General features: G+C 37.1%; 19 protein-coding genes, 3 tRNA genes and 1 pseudogene. 18 read left to right on the top strand and 5 right to left on the bottom strand.

The window, feature by feature from the left end:
- Positions 1-3: 3 nt before the first annotated feature.
- From galT to rlmH, 15 genes are all read left to right on the top strand, one after another.
- A complete protein-coding gene (gene galT, locus M3182_RS20835) occupies positions 4-1,491 on the top strand; it encodes a UDP-glucose--hexose-1-phosphate uridylyltransferase (RefSeq protein WP_251559863.1) in 1,488 nt (495 codons plus the stop codon).
- A gap of 81 nt (positions 1,492-1,572) precedes the next feature.
- Positions 1,573-2,559: a LacI family DNA-binding transcriptional regulator gene (locus M3182_RS20840; RefSeq protein WP_251428355.1), complete on the top strand. Its 987-nt coding sequence runs from the start codon at positions 1,573-1,575 to the stop codon at positions 2,557-2,559.
- Between the two features lie 396 nt (positions 2,560-2,955).
- The gene (locus M3182_RS20845; RefSeq protein WP_251428352.1) at positions 2,956-4,248 is read left to right on the top strand and encodes an adenylosuccinate synthase; all 1,293 of its coding nucleotides are present in this window, start codon (positions 2,956-2,958) and stop codon (positions 4,246-4,248) included.
- Positions 4,249-4,424: 176 nt separating this feature from the next.
- Positions 4,425-4,500: transfer RNA gene (locus tag M3182_RS20850), tRNA-Lys, on the top strand.
- An 11-nt stretch (positions 4,501-4,511) separates the two neighbouring features.
- Positions 4,512-4,583: transfer RNA gene (locus tag M3182_RS20855), tRNA-Glu, on the top strand.
- A 29-nt stretch (positions 4,584-4,612) separates the two neighbouring features.
- Positions 4,613-4,685 (top strand) — tRNA-Phe (locus M3182_RS20860).
- A gap of 470 nt (positions 4,686-5,155) precedes the next feature.
- Positions 5,156-6,625, top strand: coding sequence for a peptidoglycan DD-metalloendopeptidase family protein (locus tag M3182_RS20865; RefSeq protein ID WP_251559864.1), 1,470 nt, complete (start codon positions 5,156-5,158; stop codon positions 6,623-6,625).
- 210 nt (positions 6,626-6,835) lie between these two features.
- A complete protein-coding gene (gene yycF, locus M3182_RS20870; RefSeq protein ID WP_251428481.1) occupies positions 6,836-7,546 on the top strand; it encodes a response regulator YycF in 711 nt (236 codons plus the stop codon).
- 9 nt (positions 7,547-7,555) lie between these two features.
- Positions 7,556-9,394 carry a cell wall metabolism sensor histidine kinase WalK gene (gene walK / locus M3182_RS20875; protein ID WP_251428347.1) on the top strand — a complete coding sequence of 613 codons (1,839 nt, stop codon included), beginning with the start codon at positions 7,556-7,558 and terminating at the stop codon, positions 9,392-9,394.
- Positions 9,391-10,698: a YycH family regulatory protein gene (locus M3182_RS20880; protein WP_251559867.1), complete on the top strand. Its 1,308-nt coding sequence runs from the start codon at positions 9,391-9,393 to the stop codon at positions 10,696-10,698. Before walK ends, M3182_RS20880 begins: the two co-directional genes overlap by 4 nt.
- Positions 10,698-11,501, top strand: coding sequence for a two-component system regulatory protein YycI (locus M3182_RS20885; RefSeq protein WP_251428341.1), 804 nt, complete (start codon positions 10,698-10,700; stop codon positions 11,499-11,501). The genes M3182_RS20880 and M3182_RS20885 overlap by 1 nt, the downstream gene beginning before the upstream one ends.
- Before the next feature lie 6 nt (positions 11,502-11,507).
- Entirely contained in the window at positions 11,508-12,302 is a 795-nt protein-coding gene (locus M3182_RS20890; protein WP_251559869.1) for an MBL fold metallo-hydrolase, read from the top strand.
- Positions 12,303-12,555: 253 nt separating this feature from the next.
- Positions 12,556-13,785: a S1C family serine protease gene (locus M3182_RS20895; RefSeq protein WP_251428335.1), complete on the top strand. Its 1,230-nt coding sequence runs from the start codon at positions 12,556-12,558 to the stop codon at positions 13,783-13,785.
- A gap of 139 nt (positions 13,786-13,924) precedes the next feature.
- Positions 13,925-14,086 (top strand): CxxH/CxxC protein, encoded by a 162-nt coding sequence (locus M3182_RS20900; RefSeq protein WP_251428330.1) that lies wholly within the window; start codon positions 13,925-13,927, stop codon positions 14,084-14,086.
- 91 nt (positions 14,087-14,177) lie between these two features.
- A complete protein-coding gene (gene rlmH / locus M3182_RS20905) occupies positions 14,178-14,657 on the top strand; it encodes a 23S rRNA (pseudouridine(1915)-N(3))-methyltransferase RlmH (RefSeq protein ID WP_251428329.1) in 480 nt (159 codons plus the stop codon).
- A gap of 106 nt (positions 14,658-14,763) precedes the next feature.
- Here the strand turns inward: rlmH and M3182_RS20910 are convergent, their stop codons facing one another.
- The 4 genes from M3182_RS20910 to M3182_RS20925 form a co-directional block, all read right to left on the bottom strand.
- Positions 14,764-15,015, bottom strand: a complete 252-nt coding sequence (locus M3182_RS20910; RefSeq protein WP_251428326.1) for a hypothetical protein — start codon at positions 15,013-15,015, stop codon at positions 14,764-14,766.
- A gap of 325 nt (positions 15,016-15,340) precedes the next feature.
- On the bottom strand, positions 15,341-16,468 hold the full coding sequence (locus M3182_RS20915; protein WP_251428323.1) for a Ger(x)C family spore germination protein: 1,128 nt from the start codon (positions 16,466-16,468) through the stop codon (positions 15,341-15,343).
- A 4-nt stretch (positions 16,469-16,472) separates the two neighbouring features.
- Positions 16,473-17,567 carry a GerAB/ArcD/ProY family transporter gene (locus tag M3182_RS20920; protein WP_251428321.1) on the bottom strand — a complete coding sequence of 365 codons (1,095 nt, stop codon included), beginning with the start codon at positions 17,565-17,567 and terminating at the stop codon, positions 16,473-16,475.
- Between the two features lie 8 nt (positions 17,568-17,575).
- Positions 17,576-19,057, bottom strand: a complete 1,482-nt coding sequence (locus tag M3182_RS20925) for a spore germination protein (RefSeq protein ID WP_251428319.1) — start codon at positions 19,055-19,057, stop codon at positions 17,576-17,578.
- Positions 19,058-19,633: 576 nt separating this feature from the next.
- Here M3182_RS20925 and tnpB point away from each other — a divergent pair.
- Positions 19,634-19,729: an IS66 family insertion sequence element accessory protein TnpB gene (gene tnpB, locus M3182_RS26530; RefSeq protein ID WP_432806589.1), complete on the top strand. Its 96-nt coding sequence runs from the start codon at positions 19,634-19,636 to the stop codon at positions 19,727-19,729.
- Positions 19,730-19,903: 174 nt separating this feature from the next.
- Positions 19,904-21,476 (top strand): annotated as a pseudogene (gene tnpC, locus M3182_RS20935) (IS66 family transposase).
- Positions 21,477-21,730: 254 nt separating this feature from the next.
- On the opposite strand, the gene M3182_RS20945 reads toward tnpC, so the two are convergent.
- On the bottom strand, positions 21,731-22,249 hold the full coding sequence (locus tag M3182_RS20945; RefSeq protein WP_251428308.1) for a DJ-1/PfpI family protein: 519 nt from the start codon (positions 22,247-22,249) through the stop codon (positions 21,731-21,733).
- Between the two features lie 135 nt (positions 22,250-22,384).
- Here M3182_RS20945 and M3182_RS20950 point away from each other — a divergent pair, with 135 nt between their 5' ends.
- The gene (locus M3182_RS20950; protein WP_251559871.1) at positions 22,385-22,765 is read left to right on the top strand and encodes a winged helix-turn-helix transcriptional regulator; all 381 of its coding nucleotides are present in this window, start codon (positions 22,385-22,387) and stop codon (positions 22,763-22,765) included.
- Positions 22,766-23,148: the final 383 nt, after the last annotated feature.

The following is a 23,148-nucleotide window of genomic DNA, read 5'->3' on the forward strand; positions in this document are numbered from 1 at the left end:
AACATGAATATTTATGAAACCGTACAACAGCTAACAGAAAAAGCTGTCACAGTGGGACTGATTCAACTAGAAGACCGTATTTATGTGCGAAATCAGATCCTTTCCTTGCTCAATCTCGAGGGCTTTTCATTAACCAATCAAGTTTCAACCGATAAGGACATTCCTACCTTACTTGAAGAACTAATTGAGTATGCATGTGAACACGGAGTAATCGAGGACTATTTTGATGCGAAGGAGATACTCGGTAGTAAACTCATGAACACAATGATGCCACTACCTTCTGCTGTTACACGTCATTTTTACGATCTATATAAGAAGGACCCAGCTACTGCAACAAACTATTTCTATGAGCTTAGTAAAAATAGCAATTATATTCAAATGAAGCGAATTGAAAAGAACATTGAATACAAAGTTGAGACGGAGTATGGCCAGCTTGATATCACAATCAATTTATCAAAGCCTGAAAAGGACCCTAAACAAATTGCATTGGAAAAAGAAATGAAAACTACTAATTCTACTTATCCAAAGTGCTTGCTATGTGTAGAAAATGAAGGGTATGCGGGCAGAATTGGTCACCCAGCTCGCTCTAACCACCGAATCATCCCCGTTCCGCTTGAGGATGAAACTTGGTATTTGCAGTACTCACCATATGTGTATTACAACGAACATTGTATCCTGCTGTGTGAAAAGCATCGTGATATGAAAATAAGCAAAGACACGTTTATACGCTTACTAGGTTTTGTTGAAAGGTTCCCGCACTATTTTATTGGCTCAAACGCAGATCTCCCAATCGTTGGGGGCTCCATCTTAACTCATGATCATTACCAGGGGGGGAACTATGAATTTGCGATGGCAAAGGCGGAAGATGAGATCACCTTTGCATGTGACCGTTTTGCAAACGTTGAATTCAGTACTGTAAAATGGCCAATGTCCGTTCTTCGCTTAAAAAGCAAAGATAAGGAAGAGCTAATTGAAGCAGGGGACCATATTTTACAAGCCTGGAGACAGTATAGTGATCCTGGAGTTGACATTCTTGCTTTTACCGGTGAGACGCCGCATAACACGATTACACCAATTGCGCGAAAAAGAAATGGCAAATACGAGCTGGACCTTGTGCTTCGAAACAATCGAACGAATGACGAGCATTCATTAGGTATTTTCCATCCTCATGCAGATGTACACCATATCAAAAAGGAAAACATCGGTTTAATTGAAGTGATGGGGTTAGCTGTTTTACCAGCACGACTAGAAATGGAACTAGGGGAAATTGTAAGATACCTAATAGGGGAGCAGAATGCAATTAACCCCATTCATCAGTCATGGGCTGACGAACTAAAATCATGCAACCCAACAAAAGAAAACGTTCAGGATCTTGTAAAGACTGAAGTGGGGAAGAAATTCATGCGTGTATTAGAGGACGCTGGTGTGTATAAGCGTAATGAAGCGGGACAAGCAGGGTTTAGAAGATTTATAGAGCATATTAAAAGTTAAGAATTAAATAGGAGAATTCCGTACTCGTTTTAGAAAAGAAACAAATAGTTTAAGTGCGATGGCACTGAAAGGAAGTGAAACATGGCGACCATTAAAGACATTGCTGAAAAAGCAGGTGTTTCAATTGCAACAGTCTCGCGAGTCCTTAACTATGATTCAACATTATCTGTTGGCGATGAAACCAAAAAGAAAATTTTTGAAGTTGCAGAGGCACTTTCGTATAAAAAACGCCCTTCTAAAAAAGCCAATTCAGCTCGGGTTGGAATTCTCCTTTGGTATACAGAAAAAGAGGAATTAAATGATCTGTATTATATGTCAATTCGGCTAGGGATTGAACAGCGCTGTGAGCAGCACGGAGTTCAGGTGGTCAATTTCTATAACAGTATTGAGAGTATGAAGCAGGAAGATATCCAGGGGATTATTGCAGTTGGGAAGTTTAGTAACGGACAGGTTGAAGAATTATCGAAAATTGCCGAGCATCTCGTTTTTGTTGACTCAAATCCTGAAGAAGATAAATTTGATGCAATTGTCATCGACTTTGAAAAAGTAACAAGGACGGTTCTAAAGCATTTTATTGAGCAGGGACATTCTAAAATTGGCTACTTAGGTGGTCGTGAAGAATTTAAGGATCATTCCGCTGAGATTGAGGAAATCAGGGAGAAAACCTTCAAGTCCTATCTATTAGAAGCAAAACGACTAGATGAAAGCAATATGTGGATTGGAACGTTTTCAGTTGAAGATGGTTACAGGATGATGAAACAAGCAATTGAAGAAAAAGGAGACTCACTTCCTACAGCCTTCTTTGCAGCAAATGATCTGATTGCTATTGGTGCTTTACGAGCGTTAAATGAAGAGGAAGTCAAAGTACCAGAACGTGTAAGCTTAATAGGGGTCAATGACATCAGTGTTTCCAAATATGTATTTCCTGCTTTGTCTACAGTCAAAGTCCATACAGAGGTAATGGGTGAAACGGCAGTAGATACTATCTTGGAACGCATCGCTGGTAGACAAGTTGCGAAAAAAATATTTATTAATACAAAACTTGTAATCCGGAGGAGTAGTAACTAAATGGAGAAACAGTTGGGCGCATGAAAAAATTCATGCGCCTCTCTTTTTTCTTTTGCGCTTTGCTCAAGGCACTTTTCTCAAAGATTGTTGCTTATTATAAGGAAATATAAAATGAATTGGCTAGATTCCATTCCAAAGTTTTGTTTACAAGGTTTTAGGATTTTAAAAACAAACTTCACGAAAACAGCCTTTTCTTTTCAGGAAAAATAATTTTTATAAGAGCAATTGATAATAGAATCTTTACTTATCGGGGAAACTATAATGTGAACATATTAATCGATTTTATTTAAAAATGTTCGTATTTTAATGGAATTTTACGGATAAAACTGTTAAAATTGACTTAATTGGTTAGTAAACAGGAACTTTTACATAATATTATTGGAGGTGCTTTCGGAAATGTCATCAGTTGTTGTAGTCGGAACGCAATGGGGAGACGAAGGAAAGGGAAAGATTACAGACTTCCTATCAGAGAATGCTGAGGTAGTTGCCCGTTATCAAGGTGGAAATAATGCAGGACATACAATTAAATTTAATGGTGAAACATATAAGCTGCACTTAATCCCATCTGGTATCTTTTATAAAGATAAAGTTTGCGTCATTGGAAACGGAATGGTTGTCGATCCGAAAGCGCTAGTACAAGAACTAGCATACCTCCACGACAAAGGGGTTTCGACGGAAAACCTTCGAGTTTCAAATCGAGCACATGTCATTTTGCCTTATCACTTAAAGCAAGATGAAGTGGAAGAGGCAAGAAAAGGTGCTAATAAAATTGGAACGACGAAAAAGGGGATTGGACCTGCTTACATGGATAAAGCAGCGCGTATTGGGATACGGATGGCCGATCTTCTTGATCGAGAAGTATTTGAAGAGAAACTCAGACGAAATTTAGAAGAAAAGAATCGTTTGTTTGAAAGAATGTACGAAACTGAAGGGTTCAAAATAGAAGATATTTTCGAAGAGTATTATCAATACGGTCAACAGGTTGCAAAGTATGTATGCGATACTTCGGTTGTTTTAAATGATGGGCTAGATGAAGGTCGACGTGTCTTGTTTGAAGGGGCACAAGGGGTTATGCTGGATATTGACCAAGGGACCTATCCATTTGTTACATCCTCTAACCCTGTGGCAGGAGGGGTAACCATTGGGTCTGGTGTAGGCCCAAGTAAAATTAATCATGTAGTAGGTGTCTGTAAAGCTTATACGACTCGAGTCGGGGATGGACCATTTCCAACAGAGTTAGACAATGAGATTGGCCATCAAATTCGTGAAGTGGGGCGTGAATATGGAACAACTACGGGAAGAGCACGCCGTGTTGGTTGGTTTGATAGTGTTGTTGTCCGTCATGCCCGGCGCGTTAGTGGTTTAACAGACTTGTCTCTTAACTCCATTGATGTTTTAACCGGCATTGATACATTAAAAATTTGTGTTGCATACCGTTATAACGGAAAAGTGATGGAGGAATTTCCAGCGAGCCTGAAAGTTCTTGCTGAGTGTGAACCAGTTTACGAAGAACTCCCAGGTTGGAAGGAAGATATCACTGGTTGCAAAACATTGAGTGAATTACCTGAAAACGCTAGACATTATGTTGAACGGGTTTCACAGTTAACGGGAATTCCGTTATCAATTTTCTCGGTGGGACCAGATCGGAATCAAACAAATGTCGTGCGTAGTCCTTGGAGACAGATTTAATCCGAATATGAAAAAATGGCCTCCTATCTTGGAGGTCTTTTTTTGTTTATAGCGGCAAGGTAAAAGGCCTTTAAAAAAGTTTTTAAAAAAACATGTACAAAGGTTAATCACTATGTTAATATAAAAAAGTCGTTCAAGGACGACGAAAATTGTCGAATTATGACAAGTTATAATGAGAGCCATTAGCTCAGTTGGTAGAGCATCTGACTTTTAATCAGAGGGTCGAAGGTTCGAGTCCTTCATGGCTCACCATTTCTTTAACTGGCCCGTTGGTCAAGCGGTTAAGACACCGCCCTTTCACGGCGGTAACACGGGTTCGAATCCCGTACGGGTCACTTTACATATTAAATTCTGCTTGTTGTTTGGCTCAGTAGCTCAGTCGGTAGAGCAATGGACTGAAAATCCATGTGTCGGCGGTTCGATTCCGTCCTGAGCCATTAAAAAAGGGAGCGTGTAGATAGCTACACGTTCCTTTTTTTGTTTATTTTTATGGTTTAAGGAAGTTTTTTAGGCGACTGTACCTGTAAGGGGGCAACGCTTCGCTACTTGAAAAGTGGCAAAGCCTGCAAAAATCTCCTTAATTGTTGTTTAGATTACAGAAATGTTACAGAAGATAAATGTGGCCTATTTTTACTATTTTAGTAATGTAAAAGAACATGTTCTGCAAAGCGGTGGTCGAGGGATCCTTTATTTTTCAAGGTTTTGACATCGCTTTGGAGAGAAAGACTTACTAGTCAAGGTGCAGAAAAAACCCGTTGTATTGTAGTAAAATGTCAGTTATTATACATTTTTGTTACATTATGAAATCAAATAATCTTTTTTTTACCAAATATGGTACCCTTAAAAAGGTGATTTACTAGAATTATAAACTATGGTACTAGTTCTTATGTACCTGCAGGAGGATATCATGGCAAAGAGAGGAACGACATTACTAGGGTTTATGCGAAAAGGAATACCAGTAATGAAAAATACAATCGTAGCCGCAATAATCGGAACTGCGCTTACATTCGGAACAGGAAATGCAATGGCTACTTCAAATCCAGAATTAACGACATTCTATCATGTATACATACAAGATGAATTCATTGGAACAGTAGCGGATCAGCAAGAAGTCGAAAAAGTCATTGAAGAAAAACTAAATAAATTTAAAGAAAAATATAAAGAGATTGAGTTAGATGCTTCATCAGAAATAGCTTTCATTCCAGAGCAAACTTTCTTAGCGGAAGTTTCCCTTAATACTGAGGAAGTATTAGAGAAAGTAGAAGAAAAAATGGAAATTCAGGCTAATGCTTCTGCATTGATCATTGATGAAAAGGAAGTTGCTTATGTAAGCAATCAGGATTCTGCTGAGAACGTCATCAATGAATTATTATTACAACATATGAGTGAAGAAGAATTGGCTGAGTATAACCAAAGACAGGCTATGCCTAATGAATCTTTACCACAATTAAAAGAAGATCAAACCCGAATTTTAGATGCTAAACTGTCAGAAGAAGTGGTTGTTAAAGAAGCAAAGGTAAATCCTGAGGAAGTTTTATCTATTGAAGATGCTGTTCAGCTTTTTAATAAAGGTACGTTAGAAGAAAAGAAATATAAAGTGAAATCAGGAGATGTTCTTGGAAGCATTGCAACAGATCATGATTTAAATTTAAAACAATTAGTCTCACTTAACCCTAAACTTGGTGAAGATACCCTTATCAAACCAGGTATGGAACTGATTGTAACGTATCAGAAACCATTAGCGGTCGTGGAAATTACGAAAGAGGTATATCAAACCGAAACAGTTTCCCACGAAAAGAAAGTCGTGGAAGACGATTCGATGTTTAAGGGAGATACAAAAGTTAAACAAGAAGGAAAAGATGGAAAAAAAGGTGTAACGTATTCCATAACAGAAAAAAATGGCGAAGTTGTCGATAAGCAGGCTATTGAAACAAAGGTTCTAGAAGAGCCGGTAGAGGAAATAGTGATTAAAGGAACCAAAGTAGTTCCATCCCGAGGAACTGGTGATTTCGTTTGGCCAACAAACGGCGGCTACGTTTCTAGTAATATGGGCTACCGTTGGGGAAGCTTCCATAAAGGAATGGATATTGCGAGGCCAAGTGAACGCTCCATTAAGACGATTGATAATGGCGTAGTCGTTTCAGCAGGCAATCAAAATGACGGATATGGAAATAAAGTCATTATTGACCATCAAAATGGGTATCGCACATTGTATGCACACCTTAATTCCATCTCCGTTAAAGCTGGACAAACAGTGGCTAAAGGTTCTAAAATTGGAGTAATGGGTTCTACTGGAGACTCAACAGGAGTTCATCTTCATATTGAAGTTCGCAAAAATGGCAAAGTGGTTGATCCTCGGTCAGTGCTTAGCCGTTAATATAATAGGAAAAAAGTCTCTAGAACGGCTAGAGGCTTTTTCCTATTATTGGCCTATTTTCCACGGATGTTTTGCATAACCTATGCTAGATGAATTTAGTTTTTCGTTAGAATACAGTAAAATAGATAAGATAGAACATTTTTATGAAAACGAAAAATGTAAGTTTAAAATGAAATAGACTATAGAAGGACGAAAAGGAGAATAGAGATGATGGAAAAAAAGATCCTTGTTGTCGATGATGAAAAGCCGATTGCAGATATTTTACAATTCAATTTAAAAAAAGAAGGTTATGAAGTTTATTGTGCTTATGATGGAAATACAGCCCTAGAGATGGTAGAAGAGATTCAGCCTGATATCATTTTACTGGACATCATGCTGCCTTTAAAAGATGGAATGGAAGTATGCCGTGAAGTCCGAAAAAAATATGAAATGCCGATTATTATGCTTACAGCCAAAGACTCTGAAATTGATAAGGTCCTTGGTCTGGAGCTAGGTGCAGATGATTATGTGACCAAGCCATTTAGTACGCGTGAATTAATTGCCAGAGTGAAAGCGAACCTACGCCGACACCAGCAAATTGCTGCACGCGTAGAGGAAGAAGAGCAGACAAACGAAATAACGGTTGGTTCATTAACGATTCACCCAGATGCATATGTTGTCTCCAAGCGTGGGGAAACAATCGAGCTCACACATCGTGAATTTGAACTGCTCCATTATTTGGCGAAACATATTGGACAAGTCATGACGAGAGAACATTTGCTTCAGACTGTTTGGGGATATGATTATTATGGTGATGTCCGTACAGTCGATGTCACAGTGCGTCGCCTACGTGAAAAGATAGAGGATAATCCTAGTCATCCTACGTGGATTGTAACCCGTAGAGGAGTTGGCTATTACCTAAGAAACTCTGAACAGGAGTAAATAAGGTTCATGAAAAAGGTCGGTTTTTTTCGTTCGATTCATCTAAAATTTGTCATTATTTATGTGCTATTAATTTTAATCGCCATGCAAATCATTGGTGTGTATTTCGTACGGACTTTAGAAGATACGTTAATGACGAACTTTCAGAACTCACTTGAACAACGCGTCGATATGCTTGTATTTGATATTGAAGAGGAAATGGTGAAAGAGAGAGGGAAAGAGGATCCGACGAAAGAAGAAGCCATTCGGCAATTGTTAAAAGATTATAAGCCTTCAGCTTCAGATATCTCAGAAGTCCGTGTGATTGATGCGAGTAATTTTCGGATACTCGGCACGTCGGACCCAAGTAAACAAGGGATCGTTGGTCAACGGATCACAGAATTAAAAATTAAAAGGTCCATTGCCCTTGAAAAAGATGAGGGAAGTATTCAGGTAGATAAGCAAACCGTAAAGCCAAATCGTGTTTGGGTTCAGTCAACCCCAATCTTCTCAGAAGGGGAAGTAATTGGCGCTGTTTACCTCGTTGCAAAGGTTGAAAATATCTTTTCCCAGATGAAAGACATTAATCGAATTTTGTTTACGGGTACAGGGATTGCTCTTGTTTTCACCGCGCTGTTAGGAATTCTGCTAGCCAAAACCATTACGAGACCGATTGCGGATATGAAGAAACAAGCTCTTGTCATGACAAGGGGAAACTTTTCTCGGAAAGTTAAAGTGTATGATAACGATGAAATTGGTCAACTTGCAATGACATTTAATGTGTTGACGAAGAAACTCCAGGAAGCAACAGCAACAACTGAGGGAGAAAAGCGGAAGTTAAGCTCTGTTATCTCGAACATGACAGATGGTGTCATTGCAACAGACCGCAAAGGAAAAATTATATTAATCAATAAACCGGCAGCGGATATGTTGGATGTTTCACGTGAAACAGCTCTCTCGAGTGAAATTGTTTCGATTCTAGGATTAGAAGAAGATTACACTTTTGAGGACTTATTACTAGAACAGGAATCAGTTATTCTTGATTTTAGTACAGAAAAGAAGCCTCTCATTTTACGTGCCAACTTTTCTGTCATTCAAAAAGAAAGTGGTTTTGTGAATGGGTTAATTGCCGTTCTCCATGATATAACCGAACAAGAAAAAATTGAAATGGAACGGCGTGAGTTCGTAGCAAATGTTTCCCATGAATTACGCACGCCACTGACGACAATGAGAAGTTATTTAGAAGCTTTGGCAGATGGGGCGTTGGATGATAAAGATATTGCTCCTCAGTTCTTGCAAACGACTCGTACAGAAACAGAAAGAATGATTAGACTTGTGAATGATTTATTGCAACTTAGTAAAATGGATCGAACGGATTATCACTTAGCAAAGGAATGGATTGACTTCTCCCTTTATTTCAATAGGGTGATTGACCGCTTTGAACTTACTAAAAATCAAAACGTCACGTTTGTTCGAGAAATACCTGAGGCCGCTATTTTCGTAGAGATTGATAATGATAAAATTACACAAGTACTAGATAATATTATTTCAAATGCAATGAAGTATTCACCTAAAGGGGGACAAATTACTTTTAGAGTGAAGGAAGAAGATAGTGAGATTGTCATCAGCATTTCTGACCAAGGGATGGGGATTCCTAAAGAGAATGTGGGTAAAATTTTTGACCGCTTCTATCGAGTAGACAAAGCGCGAACACGTAAGCTTGGCGGAACAGGTCTAGGTCTGGCAATAGCCAAGGAGATGGTTCAAGCACATGATGGAGATATATGGGCGGAAAGCGTGGAAGGAAAAGGAACGACAGTCTTCTTTACCCTTCCTTATGACCGAACAGCAGAGGATGAGTGGTCATGAAGTTTGAAACGATAAAAACCTTTATTTTAACGTTCTTAATTGGTCTAAGTGCAATCCTAACTTGGAACATTTGGACCTTCCAACCGAATTACGAACTGATTGGAAATGAAGATACAGTAAATGAAGTCGCCCTAGGTTCAAAGATGGAAATTAAAAATGTGGTTAAACCTCAACAAGTGGTGTTCCATGTTGCTGGCGAAAAGTATGGTACACAGGATAGTCAGGAAATTGATGAATTGATCATTATGCTTGGAAAATGGAAGTTCTATGATATTAGACGATATGCTGATCATAGCTCAGAGTTAATGGATCAGTTAGCAAAAGGAAAATATACGGAATTTATCTTTCCAGATGAAATTCCTATCGAAATTTATCGGAAGGTATTAAACTTCGAAGATCCTGATATGCCTAAATTTGATTTTGACCGAATGATTATTGATGTTGTGGCCGGTGAGGGTTCAGAAGGCAAGGTTTACTTTTACTCTTCAACCAGTCAGCAATCTTATATTGGAAATGTCAATTTAGCAGCAATCAATGAGCTGTTTCGAAATTATTTTCAAAAGGCTACGTCCTATGATTCCTATATAACTTTTGAAGGCAAAGACAATAAACAAATTTACTTGCCGAAGTACGCTACTGAAATGAAAAAGTATACGTATCTACGAAACCCAATTGAAACGGAATTATTAAGGGATGCGATTTTCACAGACCCAAGATTTGTCCAAAGGAACTTCGTTTCGGATGGAGAAGAGTATATTGCTGAGGCTAGTAAATTAACGGTGAATAATAAAACAAATATTATTACGTATGTTAAACCGTTTCGGGAAAATGAATCGGTGATAGGAACCAGTAATTTAATTCAGAGAAGCATTGATTTTGTAAATGGTCATAGTGGGTGGACCGATCCTTTTCGGTTTGTTCATAAAGATGATTTTAATCAACAGGTTGTCTTTCGTATGTATAGCGATGAGGGATATCCAATCTTTAATCAGGTGGGGTTATCTGAAATTGTTCAAGAATGGGGACAGTCGGAGGTTAAACTTTATGAAAGACCAGGCTTTCAGTTAGAAATGCTTTTGAACCGCGATGTTCAAAAGATAAGCTTATCTACTGGCAGTGAGGTAATTTCAACGATCTTACAAAAAACTGGGCTCGATGCGGAGGTAATTGAAGATATTACGCCAGGGTATTATATGCTGAAAAATGCACAGGATGTTTCCGTTGTTACGCTTGAACCAGGCTGGTTCTATTTATATAATGGCGAATGGTATGAGTTGACGGCAGATGAAGGGAGCGGTGTTTAATGGATTGGAGCAGAATCAAAACCATCTTTATCATCAGTTTCCTTCTATTAGACATCTACCTCATTTTTCAGTTTACCAATACACAAAGTGAGTCGAACTACGAGGCAATTGAAGAGGCTTCAATTGAGGAAATGCTTGAAAACAATGAAATTAAATTAACCTATAGTCAGCCAGCACAAGAAATAAAAAAGGATCGTTATATTAGCGTAAAACCTAAAGTTTTTTCAGAGGATGAGGTTTTGCCTAATAATGTTCAAGGAATTAGCAATAATGAAGACGGCTCCTTGATGATTGGGCAACTTGACGAACCAATTAAACTCAGTGAAAAGTTTAATCCAGAAGAGTTTGCTGCTATCATTGCTGGAATTGTCCCAGCGGGAGAAAAGTATCGTTTTTGGGAAAAAGATGATTCGAACGGGACGATTACTTTCTATCAAGTTTATGACGGAAAGATGATGTATCATAACTTAAATGGAAAGTTGACTTTTTATATCAACGAAAAGAACGAAGTTGAAATTTATGAACAAACCTTTCTTGAAGAAATCGAAGAAATGTCGAGAGAGGAAGAGATTTTGGCTCCTTTAGGGGCAATTGAAATCTTATATAAAAAAGGATACCTAGAACCTAAAAGTGAGATTACAAAAGTGGAACTAGGTTATTCTACGCTCATACAATTAGCTGCGTCTCAAGTGCTTGCCCCAACATGGAGAATTGTTGTCAATGGGGAAGAAAATCTATTCGTCCATGCTTTTGAAGGGCAAGTAATTGAGTTTAATCGTGACAAAAATAATATAACGGAGTGAATAGAGATGACCATGCATTTTAGTGTTCTCGCAAGTGGGAGTACGGGAAATGCGATCTATGTGGAGACGGAGGACCAGAGATTTTTGGTTGATGCTGGCTTAAGCGGGAAACAGATGGACGCTTTATTCCAGCAAATCGGCCGGGAGATGAAGAGCCTCAACGGTTTATTAGTGACGCATGAACATAGCGATCATATTAAAGGCATAGGAATCGTTGCCCGTAAATATAACTTGCCAATTTACGCAAATGAAAAAACGTGGAAAGCAATGGATGGCTTAATTGGAGAAGTACCGATTGAGCAAAAGTTTACCTTTGATATGGAGACGGTAAAAAGTTTTGGTTCGTTGGATATTGAATCTTTTGGTGTTTCCCACGACGCCGCTGAACCGATGTTTTACGTATTTCATCATGAAGGAAAAAAGCTTGTGTTAATCACCGATACCGGATATGTGAGTGATCGGATGAAGGGGATTATTGCAAATGCGGACGTCTATGTATTTGAAAGCAACCATGATGTACAGATGCTTCGCATGGGGCGCTACCCTTGGAATATTAAACGTAGAATATTGGGTGACTATGGACATGTTTCCAACGAAGATGCCGCAATTGCAATGAGTGAGGTCATTGGAGATCAAACAAAGAAAATATATTTAGCGCATTTAAGTCAGGATAATAATATGAAAGACCTTGCTAGAATGGCTGTTTCACAAACGCTGGAAAGCCGGGGAATTCGAGCAGGAGAGCAGTTCCACCTATTGGATACGGATCCTAAAAAGCCAACTGCATTAACGGCTGTATAATAAGTTTGATAAAAGGATGAAGGCAGCCGCTTTTATCCTTTTTTCGTTATCTGGGTATAAAAGGATGAAAAGTCCCTTATAGCAAAGTCCAGATCATGGTTAGTATCCTCGAGTTTACATTGTGAAATAGGCATTTTTAAAATTTTTAGATCTGGACAAATGCTTAAAATTAAAATTCTGCTAGACAATGGTTATAATGGATTTATAAGAATGAAAGACTGAAATTCAATTGCTTAGTGAAAGGATTGATATCATGGGCTATTATGATGGTGATCAAACAACCCGTTATGAACGACAAAAAGGGTCTAAAGGAAAAATCTTTTTTGCAAGTATAGCTGGTGCAATTATTGGTGGTCTTATCGTTATTTTTAGCATTCCAGCTTTAGCAAACCTTGGAGCTCTTCCGTATAATGTTGGGCCGAAGAATGGAACTGAGACAGTGACACAACCAGAGAATAATGGAACGAAAGCTTCAAAAAGTGTTTCCGTTAATGTTCAGACCGCGATAACTGAAGCAGTTGAAAAAACAAGTGAAGCCGTAGTAGGGATTACAAATATTCAATCAGGACGTGGATTTTGGTTTGAAACGAATCAGAGTCAAGAGGCTGGTACCGGGTCTGGTGTCATTTATAAGGTTGATGGTGACAAAGCATTTGTTGTTACCAACTTTCATGTCATTGAAGGTGCACAGGATTTAGAAGTGACTTTTAGTGATGGAACAAAATCCCCAGCGAAATTGGTTGGTGGAGACCCATGGACGGATTTAGCGGTAATTGAAATGAACGCAGAAAATGTAAAAACGGTGGCTGAATTTGGTGACTCAGACCAATTACAAATTGGTGAACCTGCTATCGCAATTGGGAATCCACTTGGGTTAACGTTTTCCGGTTCTGTTACTCAAGGAATCATTTCAGGCTTAGAAAGAAGCATTCCAGTTGATATTGATCAAAATGGATCAGCAGATTGGCAAGCCGAAGTTCTCCAAACAGATGCAGCAATCAACCCTGGAAACAGTGGAGGTGCCCTAGTAAATATTGAAGGCCAAGTAATTGGCATCAACTCGATGAAAATTGCTCAATCATCAGTAGAAGGAATCGGATTAGCGATTCCGATTAATTATGCCATTCCTGTCATTGAAGATTTAGAACAATATGGGGAAGTAAAACGCCCTTATATGGGAGTAAGTTTAAGTTCAGTGAGTGAAATTCCGGTCCGTTACCAACAGTCTACATTGAACCTTCCGGAAGATATCAATTATGGAGTAGCGATTTTAGAAGTTGCACCAAATTCACCAGCGGGTAAAGCTGGACTACAAGAGTTTGATGTTATAGTCGAGATGGATGGAGAGAAAATAGAAGACTCCGTTGACTTACGTAAGCATTTATATAATGAAAAAGAAGCTGGAGATGAGCTAAAGATTAAATTTTATCGAAACGGAAAGTTACAAGAGGCGACATTGTTGCTAGTTGAGGAAAATCTATAGATTCTCTTTAAAGGCGGTTGAAAGCAGTAGCTTTCGATCGCCTTTGTTATTTATTTCTTGCATGGAAGCTAGGACTGTGGATAAATTATAAAAGGCTGATTATACTTTATTAGTAAGAATGTGAAATGGAGATGAAAAAATGATTTATTGTTGTTCAGAACATGTTGACCTAGCCTTAGATGATATAGTGGATGAGCATGAAGTTGCTCCAAGGTTAGAAAAGCTCGAAAATGTGGAAAACCTCCCAAATATCTGTGGATATTGTGGAAAACCCGCAATATATATGGTAGGGAACGAATGATCTCATACTAAATGTGGATGGTATCTGTGAATATGTGGATAACTCCTGTGGATATCTTGTTTGTAAAATGTTTATAAAGTGGGGATGAATTGTGCATATCTCAATTGTTACCGTTGGGAAATTAAAAGAGAAATACTTAAAATTAGGGATAGAGGAGTATGTAAAGCGTTTAAATAGCTATGCAAAAATCGATGTAATCGAAGTAGCAGATGAAAAAGCGCCGGAAGAATTAAGTGAAGTGGAAATGATTCAAGTGAAGCAAAAAGAGGGAGAGCGACTATTAGCTAAAATTAGTCCCGACACCTATGTCATTGCTTTAGCCATCAATGGAAAGCTAAAATCGTCAGAGGAACTTGCGGACAGTCTTGATAAATTAGCCACCTACGGAAAAAGCAAGGTGGCTTTTGTCATTGGCGGATCACTAGGATTGAGTGAAGAAGTATTGAAGCGCGCGGATGAAAAATTGAGCTTTTCAAAAATGACTTTCCCACATCAATTAATGCGCTTAATTTTAGTCGAACAAATTTACCGGTCATTTCGGATTAATCGTGGTGAACCATATCACAAATAGTGGTAAAGCAGAGGTTTGAGTTAATCATTGATAATTACATGATGTAATTGTTTAATTTATAGGTTATTGTGAGAAATAAAACGGCAGCAAGCGCAGCCGTTTTATTTTATTCTTGATTCTCAGATTTAATTGCTTCAGCTTTTGCAAGGTAAAAACTATATTCTAGTCCTTTTTGCTTTTGAGCAACTACCGTAAATTCAATAATGTCACCAAACTTAAATTCTGGAATCTTCCCACTACCAAAAAATTTATGTACTTCTCCATTCACTTGAATATTTAAAATGCTCATTTTTTTATTGTTAATTTTAGTCGTAAAATGTCCACAAGAGATAACTCGACCTTTACCATTTAAAAACATATAATCACTCCTATCTAAACTTTAAACACAAATATAGGATAATACATTATTTGGTTTTGTGTTAAAAATAGAAGAAAAGTTATGTTTCGGCTTAAATGAAGAAATAGAATTTATTATTTTAGATGTATTGATTACGGAAAAGAAGATGAATTTCCAGATTATGTTGTAGAAGAATTTCATTTTGACTTGGAAGAAAATGAAGAAATGGAAGTAGTCTGTCCTTTTTGCAATGGTACCATGCGACAAGCGAGAAAAAAGACCCAGTGAATAATGAACACTTGGGTCGTGGTTAAGTCGAGTTAGCGATTTTGTTCCTAAAAACATGTTAATCAACTGATCCAGTTCGCTTAATTTCCACCTTTATATTTGGTTTTATCTTTAGTGCTGAATATTTTTGTCTTAAATCTCCCTCAGTTAAATGGGAATATTTTCTAACACTTCTTATTTTTCTTCCGATGCCAATGGGATCCGTATTTAAATTTTTTAATTCCTCAAGTATATATCCAAATTCTTTGTTTAGGGCTTCACCAATTAGTTGCTCCATTTTGTTTAGTGAATCTTTATTTTTCACAGAAATAGATGGTTGAAATTCTAATGTTGAAACGGAAATCGTTGCATTTAAATGAACCAATTCTTCGTTCTTTATTTCAATGTTTCCTTTGTACTTTATTGGATGAAGTGTAATTTTATAAATATCACTTTTAGGAAGGTTGAGTTCGGCCATCCCCCTTTTCTCTAGTTCTTCAGCAGCAATCTCTACAGTTATATCACCTAAAAATGCCTTATTATTTGTGAATAATTTTATGTAAAGGGTGTTTATCAACGAAATAGACCCAACAATTTTATCTTCTTTGAATAATGCAACACTATCTATAGAAGGTGCTACCCCATTTGCATTTTTTATAATGGGTAGGGTAGGATCGATACCGATTTCATATTGTGTGGTTATAAAATCATGTAAGTTGGAGTTGACTAACATTTCTTTCTTTTCGTGTTTATCCAATAGTTGATAAATATAGGATCCCATTTCGGGATATTCTTCATAGTTTGTATTGTTAATCGTCTCCTCAGCATTATCAGTAATGGCCAAAAAGATTAAAGAACTGATAAGGCTATCTCGTTGCATTGTATCCAGAAAAGAAGAAATTCCTGTTTCTGCCATATTTTTATTAAACAGTATGGTCCTTAATTGACCAGACGTAATGTCATGGCTTGTCTGTTCCTCTAGTTTTTGTCTGATTTGTTTACTAGTCGTTCCGTCAGCAGAAAGGGTTACACTCGTCTTTTCTTCTTTTCGGTCAAATTGTAACAAACTGATAGTGCCTTTGTATGTATTGTCATCAAGCAAGTCAAAACCAATAATCGTTGAAATCCCTTGCATTTCTATTATTTTTTCAGGGGCCATACATGCAGTACAAAGAAGAGAACACAGCAGAATAACAATTTTTTTCATTCTTTCAACTCCGTCTGGAACGAGTATTGATTTTTGATTTTATAATGGTTATTCCATACAAGAAAATCGGATAGATAAACCACAGGAAAAATCCTATTTTGCCAATTTGATCAAAAAAATAATTATTATCTACTCTTTTAGTAATTAAAAAACTGCAGATAAAAAGGATAATGGAGATGAGCCATATTCCATATTTCTGTTTTATATAAAAAATCTGTTTAATACCCTTGGAAGAAATATATAGAGTGATACATAGGTTTGGAAAAATAACTAAAATCCAAAATGGAACCGCAACAAATTCAAAGCGCTCAATAAATGGAAAATGGACCGTGCTAATCATGCTGACAACAGGCCATACATTCTTCTCTAATTCTTTCGCGCTAAAAAATAAAATAGAAACAACAGTTGTTATTAAAACAAGAATGGTCGTAAACCAGACAGCTATTTGACTAAACAGCTGTAGTTTATTTTTCTCCTTTATAAATGGAAAAATAAAAAGTAAAGTCTCGAAACCTAACATTGTATAACTGCTCTTGAAAACTCCTTTCATAATTTCTGAAGGAGTTGTCGTCATAATAGGTAAAATCCTAGTTAGGTTTATGTTTTGAAGTGGTTGGTACACAACAAATAGCAGCCATATAGTCAATAAAAAGGATAAGAAACAAACACCGGTCACTACTCTAAATCCGCCGGATACAGCATAAATGGATAATATTAATAAAGCCAATACTCCGACCCATTCATAGACACCTTCATATCCCCATGTTAGTGACAACTCGACATAACTAATGGTGATCGAATAATTTACGGCAATAAAGTAAATGACAATAAGGAAGTTGAAAATACTACCAATCAAGCGTCCGAATATATGTTCATGAATTTCAAAAAGAGTATCACCTTCATTTTTTTTTAGGATAGAAATCATTAACCATGTAATCAAGCTAACGAATAAACCAGATAGTAAAATGGATATCCAAGCATCTTTTTTTGATTCTAGATACATAATTCTTGGAACTCCAAGAATTCCCATACCAATTTGCGAAGTGTGTATGATATAAAACGCCATAAAGGCGTTAACAAAACGTATATTTGATTTCATTTTGCACCTCAAAATTCATCTAAATCTGTTATATTTCTTAATCGCTCCTTTAGGCGAATGGAGTCTTTTGGTCGATTTATTAACGGCCGCCTCATATAAAAATGGTGGGGGAGACGTATTAAAAAATATTGCAAATCTTTCATTCTTAGCGGATATAGAGGTGCAAGATAAGGTTTATTTAAAGAAGTTAATTTTAACAAGTGAACCATTAGAATACATATACCGAAAATGATTCCATTTAACCCCCAAACACCTGCTAAAATAATGATTGGAAATCTAGCAATTCTGACTGCAGTGCCCATTTCATAAATAGGAGCCGAAAATGCCCCTAATGCACTAAATGCAACAATGATAATTAAAATATTGCTAGTTAACCCTGCCTCAACCGTTGCTTGGCCAATGACAATACCTCCTACAATACCCATTGTTTGTCCTACCTTTGAAGGAAGGCGGGCTCCAGCTTCTCTAAGTAACTCAATTAACCCTTCTAGTAAGAGTGCTTCTAACAAGGGAGGAAAAGGAACTTGTGAACGTGATTGTCCAATGATAATTAACAATTTAGATGGTATGAGTTCAAAATGATAAGTCATGGCAGCCACATAAATGGCTGTTAAAAAAAGAGAACCTACCATAGCAAATAATCGGATAAAACGAATAAATGTACTTAAAGACCATCTCAAATAGATATCTTCTGTTGATTCGAAAAATGAGAAAAAATTAGCAGGACCTATAATCCCTACTGGGCTACCATCTATAAAAACACCAATTCGCCCGTTTAAAATCGAGTAGATGAATCGATCGGGCAGCTCTGTTAATATAAATTGTGGAAATAAAGAGTAATGATTATCTTCTAGGCATTGAGCCAAAACGGAACTGTCAATTATATTATCCGTACTTAATTGTTTAATCCTGTCCTTAAGTGTCTGAAGAGTGTCATCGTTCGCAATATCTTTTATATATACAATTCTTATTTGCTTTTGAACGCGTTCCCCAATCTTTATTTCATCCGTGCACAAATTATAATCATTTAGATTTTGTCTGATTATCTTAACGTTAGAAGTTAATGATTCAGTGAACGAAATTTTAGGTCCATATACTAACGATTCTGTTTCTGCTTTCTCAATAGAGCGTTCAATGGGGTTTGCGCAGTTCACAATGAATGCCTTTTTCTCATCTAAAAAATAAATATAAGCAAATCCATTTAATAGGGAAGAGATTACCTCTTGTTCCTCTAAATTTACCTTTATTTCTTCTATAGGTATGTTTTTCATTAAATAGGTGTAATGTAAGTATTCTATAGAAAGTTCTTCAATATATTTAATGACATATTCATTTAGAATCTCTGGCTTAATTAAATTCTTCATGAAAATAATATGAATCCCCTCTTGTCCAACTTCAAGCTTTCGACACATCAAATCGGGTGATTCATTAAGAATGGTTTTAATTTTTTCATAACCTGGGAAGTTATCATTATTATGACGCTCTGTCATTCGTAACATATCCTTTAACCGTTTTTAATAGTGTCTGTAAAAACAATTAATTTATACAGAATATGGACAGAGGGTCAGTGAATCATTACATCATCTTGGACAGCGTTAAACATTATCGTGTCTAGATTAAGTTGATTTTACTTATATAGTAATGCTTCATCCTTATTCAACGGGAGCGATTGTTCAATAGAGCAGTCGCTACTTTCGCTAACTAGTTAGTGGAATAAGGGATTATCATTTCGGAAGAATAGTCCAGAAGTGGTAATAGTTCATGAAAAGAATAGTAATAGTATTTGTTGGATTACTCTTAGTAGGATAGCCACGGATGCGAATGTTCAACACGGATATTTAGCTATTGATGAGGATTGGTCAGTATTGCGTTTCAAATCCGTTAATAAAAATAAGAAGATGACTAGAAAAGTGCGGTAACTGAAAAAGGCATACAGCGAATTGGAAAGTATTTAGTTAATGCCAAGTAAATTAGATGTACTCCTGTAAGACAAAATTATTTGCTGCGCAGTACAAATATACTATACTAGCGTGAAAAATATCTACATCATTTGTGGAAAGACGGATATGCGGAAAGGTATTGATGGATTAGCCACTTTGATTCAGGATTCTTTTGAACTCGATCCCTATAGCGATTCAATTTTCTTATTTGCTGGAAGATGAACAAGAAGTACGGCATCTGTCTCAAAAGGAACTTCGATGGTTATTAGAAGGGTTATCGATTCAGCAGCCAAAGGCAATTCAACCTTCGGCAAAAGGAACTTTTTAAATACGCCATTTTTTCTTTATCTCACTGATTGAACTCGTTATAATAGGAGGAGCGAAATCGAACGGAAAGTGGTGAATGTTGTGGGAAACGATTCTTCTTCAAATGAAAAATTAATTCGACTACTCGAAGAACAACTGGCTCATTCAAATCAACAAAATCAAGAATTGATGAAACAGATTGATTCCTTGTCACAACAAGTTCGCCAATTAACGAAACTTTTATATGGGTCTAAAACTGAGAAATCCAGGTACAATGTGCCCGATGGACAAGGTTCATTATTTGAAGATGATCCATCTTTTAACGATTCTGAGCACACAGAAGAACAAAGCCAACAGACTATTTCCTATACTGTTGTTCGTAAAATACAGAAGAAAAAGAGAAACGATTCATTGCGTGATGATGTGGAAGTAGAAGAAGTCCATCATCTTCCGGCAAATATAGCCTGCGAATGTTGCCAACATCAAATGGTGGAGATCAGTGGTACGGTTGTCCGTGAAGAGGCTAAATTTATTCCTGCAAAAATGGTGAAATTGCAGCATATCGAACATGCCTATGAATGTAAGAATTGCAAAAGTGATACTGCACAACCGACAAAAATTAAACGTGGAAAAGCTCCGCAACCTGCCATTCAGCGTAGCATCGCAAGTCCTAGCGTACTTGCCAAAGTCATCTATGACAAATTCGCGCAATACCTGCCACTTTACCGTCAGGTAAATGAATGGAAACGTTATGGATTGGATACGAATGATAAAAACCTTTCCAATTGGGTTATTCGAGCATCGCATGATTGGCTGATGCCGCTTTACGAACGCATGAAAAAATTGATGATGGCTAAATCTGTTTTGCATTGCGACGAAACATATTCACAAATTATCAATCGTTCTGATGGTAAATCGGGTCAATCGAACGCATACAACTGGGTATATAGAAGTGTACCTACCCAAGGGCCACCCATAACTCTCTTTCAAAGCTCATTATCACGAGCTCGATCTGTCCTTGAAAATTTCACCCAAGGATATAGAGGGACCATCGTTTGTGATGGTTATTCTGCATACGGTAAGTTAGAAGGTGTTACGTTTGCCAACTGTTGGGCGCATGTGCGTCGTTATTGGTTGAAAGTGGATAGTAAAAAATGCCAGATTGGTGTGAGCTATTGTGATGAGTTATATCGCCTGGAAAGGCAATTTAAACACTTGTCGCCGAGCAAGCGTAGAAAAAAACGCCAAAAGCACTCACTGCCAATCGTGGAAAAGTTCCTGCATTGGGTTGACACATCACCTTTCTTCGGCAAAAACGCTCTGGCAAAAGCAGCGGAATACACACTGAACAGAGCAGATGGGTTAAAAGCGTTCTTATATGATGGTCGCGTTGAAATCGATAATAATCCAGCCGAAAACGCTATCCGCCCCAATGTCATAGGAAGGAAAAATTGGCTTTTTTCCGTCAGCGAAGCCGGTGCAATGGCAAACGCCATTTGTCTGAGCGTTGCAAGAAACAGCCAAAAGCAATGGCATCAATTTCTACGAATACATAAAGAAACTTTTGACGGACCTACCGAATCTCGGAATCCATCAAAACCCTGAAATTTTGGACCAATACATGCCCTGGTCAAAATTGATCCAGGTAGAATGTAGCAAATAAATGAGAAAAGCCGTAATTCTATTAAAAAGATTAGAATTTACGGCTATTTATGATGCGTACCGGAAGGTACGCTTATTTTTTTATAATTCGGGCTTACGAACCGTATCACAAATAGTGGTAAAACAAAGAGTAGAAATTGAGCTTGAAAATCAGTGGTTAGATAAGTTATTTACTAACATAAAATAAGGAATAAGAGAAGATTAAACATTGAAAAAGCCTCCGGTATACACCAAAGGCTTATATCATCTTTTAAGTTAGTTTATTGCATTAACTAGGGCTTTTCCAAATTCTTCGGCGCCATCTGGGCCGTCACCTGTGATAATGTCACTATGTGCAATAACATGTTTCTCGACATATTTTACATCATTTTCTTTCAGTTGGTCTTTTTGTACGTCAACAGGGTAGCAAGTTGCCTCTCTACCCTCAAGTAATCCGGTTTTCACAACAGTGACTGCACCAGCACAAATTCCGGTAACTAGAACATTATCTTTATATGCTTTCTTTAAATAGGTGGATAATTCCTTGTTTTCCCAAAGATAATCATTTGTGCCAGATCCGCCAATGACAGAAATAACGTCAAAGTCGGTTGCTGTAGTATCGGAGAAGACCTTTTCGGAAATTGCCTTACCTTCAAAGTCGCCAATAATTTCGCCAGTTTTTGTGCTTGCAATTGTTACTTCTATTCCTGCATTTTCAAGTGCCTCTTTCGGTTTAAATAATTCATCTTCATTAAATCTTTCTGGTGGTATAATTAAAAGTGCTTTTTTACTCATAATTGTTATTCCTCCTAAAATAGTTTATCTTTAACTCACATATTTATATTACAACCTGTTTGTAATTCTGAGAAGAATGCACTTTTTTGTAACAGAGTAACCTTAAAGTAACAATTGAAAGCGGAGGCCGAAGATATGTTGGATACACTTAGAGATGAAATTAAAGAGAAGATAATGAATGGTGATTACAACTGTGAAAAAGAACTTACTTTATCGATTATCAGTGGAAAGTGGAAAGTTGTGATTCTATGGCATTTAGGTGTTGAAGGTCCGCACCGCTTTAGTGAATTGCAAAGATTATTTCCTAAAATACCCCACAAAATTTTAACGAATCAATTAAAGGAATTGGTGGAAGACGGCATTGTACATCGAGAGGTTTATCCAGAAGTTCCGCCTAGAGTGGAATACTCAATGACTGAGTTGGGAATGACGTTACTTCCAATTGTGGAAATGATGTATGATTGGGGAAAAAAACGAATAGAAGAAATCAAAAGAGAAATAGGGAAATCAAATTAAAAATGATAGAGTGTTTAATTGAAAAGGTATTGTGTATAAAGGAATTACTATTAAAAAGAGATGAGGTAAGAAACCAGAGGACTATTATGGTCTCCTTTTATTTATATGGAAATTAGGTATGAACATATATATTACCAGTGAATTTAGTTGAACCGTACCATAAGTAAAGGCTGTTTTCGTAAAAATTGTTGCTAAAATCCTAAAGCCGTGAGAATAGGGCCTAAGTAAACGAAGTTTTTAGACCAATGCCTCTCCCTAAGGTTGGGGAGGCTAGGTTGTAATAAGTTTTTTAAGGGAAATAGAATGGTCAAAATGGTATTGTTGATCTATAAAGAATATAGACTGACACAATTTTAAGAACTCACCCGCATTATTTTATTAAG

This window comes from Mesobacillus maritimus (assembly GCF_023715205.1).
In the GTDB taxonomy this organism is placed as follows: domain Bacteria; phylum Bacillota; class Bacilli; order Bacillales; family Cytobacillaceae; genus Mesobacillus_B; species Mesobacillus_B maritimus_C.

Coding starts and splice junctions, on each gene's coding strand:
- M3182_RS20900 (WP_251428330.1), top strand. CDS start 13,925: ATGATTTATTGTTGTTCAGAACATGTTGACCTAGCCTTAGATGATATA.
- M3182_RS20840 (WP_251428355.1), top strand. CDS start 1,573: ATGGCGACCATTAAAGACATTGCTGAAAAAGCAGGTGTTTCAATTGCA.
- M3182_RS20910 (WP_251428326.1), bottom strand. CDS start 15,015: ATGTTTTTAAATGGTAAAGGTCGAGTTATCTCTTGTGGACATTTTACG.
- yycF (WP_251428481.1), top strand. CDS start 6,836: ATGGAAAAAAAGATCCTTGTTGTCGATGATGAAAAGCCGATTGCAGAT.
- M3182_RS20925 (WP_251428319.1), bottom strand. CDS start 19,057: ATGACAGAGCGTCATAATAATGATAACTTCCCAGGTTATGAAAAAATT.
- galT (WP_251559863.1), top strand. CDS start 4: ATGAATATTTATGAAACCGTACAACAGCTAACAGAAAAAGCTGTCACA.
- M3182_RS20865 (WP_251559864.1), top strand. CDS start 5,156: ATGGCAAAGAGAGGAACGACATTACTAGGGTTTATGCGAAAAGGAATA.
- M3182_RS20920 (WP_251428321.1), bottom strand. CDS start 17,567: ATGAAATCAAATATACGTTTTGTTAACGCCTTTATGGCGTTTTATATC.
- walK (WP_251428347.1), top strand. CDS start 7,556: ATGAAAAAGGTCGGTTTTTTTCGTTCGATTCATCTAAAATTTGTCATT.
- M3182_RS20880 (WP_251559867.1), top strand. CDS start 9,391: ATGAAGTTTGAAACGATAAAAACCTTTATTTTAACGTTCTTAATTGGT.
- M3182_RS20845 (WP_251428352.1), top strand. CDS start 2,956: ATGTCATCAGTTGTTGTAGTCGGAACGCAATGGGGAGACGAAGGAAAG.
- M3182_RS20915 (WP_251428323.1), bottom strand. CDS start 16,468: ATGAAAAAAATTGTTATTCTGCTGTGTTCTCTTCTTTGTACTGCATGT.
- M3182_RS20895 (WP_251428335.1), top strand. CDS start 12,556: ATGGGCTATTATGATGGTGATCAAACAACCCGTTATGAACGACAAAAA.
- M3182_RS20945 (WP_251428308.1), bottom strand. CDS start 22,249: ATGAGTAAAAAAGCACTTTTAATTATACCACCAGAAAGATTTAATGAA.
- M3182_RS20950 (WP_251559871.1), top strand. CDS start 22,385: ATGTTGGATACACTTAGAGATGAAATTAAAGAGAAGATAATGAATGGT.
- tnpB (WP_432806589.1), top strand. CDS start 19,634: ATGCGGAAAGGTATTGATGGATTAGCCACTTTGATTCAGGATTCTTTT.
- M3182_RS20885 (WP_251428341.1), top strand. CDS start 10,698: ATGGATTGGAGCAGAATCAAAACCATCTTTATCATCAGTTTCCTTCTA.
- M3182_RS20890 (WP_251559869.1), top strand. CDS start 11,508: ATGACCATGCATTTTAGTGTTCTCGCAAGTGGGAGTACGGGAAATGCG.